The sequence below is a fragment of the Agromyces binzhouensis genome (assembly GCF_004135055.1).
Classification (GTDB): Bacteria; Actinomycetota; Actinomycetes; order Actinomycetales; family Microbacteriaceae; genus Agromyces; species Agromyces binzhouensis.
Map to the genome: position 1 here is coordinate 1 of NZ_SDPL01000412.1, position 2,770 is coordinate 2,770.

The 2,770-nt window shown below is 71.9% G+C and carries 3 protein-coding genes; all 3 read right to left on the reverse strand.

Annotation, left to right across the window (positions count from 1 at the left end; all coding sequences use genetic code 11):
• Positions 1-18 precede the first annotated feature (18 nt).
• From ESO86_RS14975 to ESO86_RS14985, 3 genes are read right to left on the reverse strand one after another with little or no spacing between them, the layout of a single operon-like run.
• On the reverse strand, positions 19-915 hold the full coding sequence (locus ESO86_RS14975; protein ID WP_129235698.1) for a metal ABC transporter permease: 897 nt from the start codon (positions 913-915) through the stop codon (positions 19-21).
• Between the two features lies 1 nt (position 916).
• Positions 917-1,705, reverse strand: a complete 789-nt coding sequence (locus ESO86_RS14980; RefSeq protein ID WP_129235699.1) for a metal ABC transporter ATP-binding protein — start codon at positions 1,703-1,705, stop codon at positions 917-919.
• Positions 1,702-2,619: a metal ABC transporter substrate-binding protein gene (locus tag ESO86_RS14985; RefSeq protein ID WP_129235700.1), complete on the reverse strand. Its 918-nt coding sequence runs from the start codon at positions 2,617-2,619 to the stop codon at positions 1,702-1,704. Before ESO86_RS14985 ends, ESO86_RS14980 begins: the two co-directional genes overlap by 4 nt.
• Positions 2,620-2,770 lie beyond the last annotated feature (151 nt).

Below are 2,770 nucleotides of genomic sequence, written 5' to 3' on the forward strand. Positions count from 1 at the left end.
TCCCGAGGCGGTTCGCCGTCAGGCGGGCTGCCGTGCGGTCTCGGTCGTCCGCGCCGCACTCGCGCGTCGGCGGCGCGCGGCGGCCAGGCTCCGGCCGATCACGCCGTGCCTCGGTGCGAAGAGGTAGACGAGTGCGAACACCACGCCCATCGTCAGCACGACCATGCCGCCCGACGCCGCGTCGAGGTAGTAGCTGGCGTAGATGCCGACGATCGCGCAGCCCGCGGCGATGGCCGGCGAGATCACGAGCATCCGCGCGAAGCGGTCGGTGAGCAGGTACGCCGTCGCCCCGGGGATGATGAGCATGGCGACGACGAGCACGACGCCGACGGCCTGCAGCGCCACCACGACCGTGAGCGCGAGGAGCCCGAGCAGCAGCGCGCCGAGGACCTTCGGATTCAGCCCGATCGCATGCGCGTGCGTCGGGTCGAATGCGTACAGCGTGAGGTCGCGGCGCTTGAGCACGAGGACGACGAGCGTGAACGCCCCGAGCGCGAGCACCTGCACCAGGTCGCCTGCGCTCACGCCGAGCAGGTTGCCGAAGAGGATGTGCCCGAGGTCGGTCTGGCTCGGCACGACCGAGATGAGCACGAGCCCGAGCGCGAAGAGCGTCGTGAAGACCACGCCGATCGCGGCGTCCTCCTTCACGCGGCTCGTCGAACGCACGAGGAAGATCAGCGCGACCGCGCCGAGTCCGAACACGAGCGCACCGACCGCGAACGGCGTCCCCAGCAGGTACGCGATCACGACGCCGGGCAGCACCGCGTGCGAGACCGCGTCGCCCATGAGCGACCACCCGATGAGGACGAGCCAGCAGCTGAGCACGCCGCACACGATCGCGGCGGTGATCGTGACGAGGAAGGCGCGCTGCATGAAGTCGTAGGCGAGCGGTTCGAGCAGCAGGTCGAGCGGCATGTCAGTCGCCTCCGTCGGTCGGCCGTCGCGTCGCGAGGTCGAGGCCGAACGCCCGGGCCAGTTGCTCGGGCTGCAGCGCCTCGGCCGGCGTCCCGTGCAGCAGCACGCGTCGCAGGAGGAGGATCGCCTCGTCGGCGAGTCGCGGGAGCGCCTCGAGGTCGTGCGAGGACACGAGCACGGTCGCGCCGCCGTCCGCGAGCTCGCGCAGCAGGTCGGTGATCGTCGCCTCGCTGCGCTTGTCGACGCCCGCGAACGGCTCGTCGAGCAGGAGCAGGTCGGCCCCCTGCGCGAGGCCGCGCGCGACGAACGCGCGCTTGCGCTGCCCCCCGGAGAGCGCGCCGATGCGGCGGTCGGCCAGGTCGGCGAGTTCGACGCGGTCGAGCGCCTCGGCGACGGCGTCGCGGTCGGCGCGCCGTGGTCGCCGCGTGAACCCCTGGAACCCGTACCGGCCCATCATCACGACGTCGTGCACGCTGAGCGGGAACGACCAGTCGACCTCCTCGCTCTGCGGCACGTAGCCCACGGCGCCCGCCCTCCGCGCCTGGCGCGGCGACCGGCCGCCGATCGAGACCGTCCCGCGGTCGGGGCGGACGTTGCCCATGATCGCCTTGAAGAGCGTCGACTTGCCGGACCCGTTCATGCCGATGAGCCCGCAGATCGTGCCGCGGCGGAGCGTCAGGCTCACGTCGTCGAGTGCGAGCACGTCGCCGTAGTGCACGGTGATCCCGTGGACGTCGAGCGCGGCCTCGCCCGTCGGAGGGCGGCGGGCGGATGTCGCGGGGCCGCTCATCGTGCGCCCCCGGTGAGCGCCTCGGTGATGACCTCCGCGTCGTGGCGGAGCAGGTCGAGGTAGGTGGGCACGGGGCCGTCGGGCTCCGAGAGCGAGTCGACGTAGAGGACGCCGCCGAACGCGGCATCCGTCGCCTCGACCACCTGCTGCATGGCCTCGTCGGAGACGGTGGACTCGCAGAACACCGCGGGGACGCCCTGCGCGTCGATGAAGTCGATGGTCGCGGCGACCTGCTGCGGCGTCGCCTGCTGCTCGGCGTTGACGGCCCAGAGGTACTGCTCGGTGAGCCCGGCGTCTCGTGCGAGGTAGGAGAACGCGCCCTCGCAGGTCACCAGCGCCCGTTCGTTCGCCGGCAGCGCCGAGAGCTCGGCGATCATCTCGTCGTGCACGGCCTGGAGCTCGGCCCGGTAGGCCTCGCCGTTGGCGGCGTAGTCGTCGGCGTGCGCGGGATCGAGCTCGGAGAACGCGTCGACCATGTTGTCGACGTAGACCTGCGTGTTGAGCGCGGACATCCACGCGTGCGGGTTGGGCAGTCCCTCCGCCTCGCCGTCGGCGATCGACATGACCTCGACGCCGTCGCTGACGACCACGTGCGGCACGTCGAGGTCGGCGACGAAGCGTTCGAACCACGCCTCGAGGTTCAGCCCGTTGTCGAGGATGAGGTCGGCCTGGGACGCGCGTCGCAGGTCGCCGGGCGTCGGCTCGTAGCCGTGGATCTCGGCGCCGACCTTGGTGATGGACTCGACGCGGAGGTGGTCGCCGGCGACCTCGTCGGCGATGTCGGCGAGCACCGTGAACGTCGTGAGCACGACGGGGCGACCGTCGTCCTCGCCGTTCGCCGGCAGGCCGGAGCATCCGCTGAGCGCGAGGGCTGCGGCGGTGAGCATCGTGGCGACGGCGGCACGTTTCGGCATACCGAAATCGTAGCGTCTTTTCGGTGAGCCGAAAGCACTTGGGTCCCATGCGTCGGCGGTCCCGCGGCGGCTCCGGCCGAGCGCCGCCGGGGCGCTCCGGCGCGCCTGCGGCTAGCGTGGTCGCGTGGTCGATGAGCGAGCGGATGGCGCT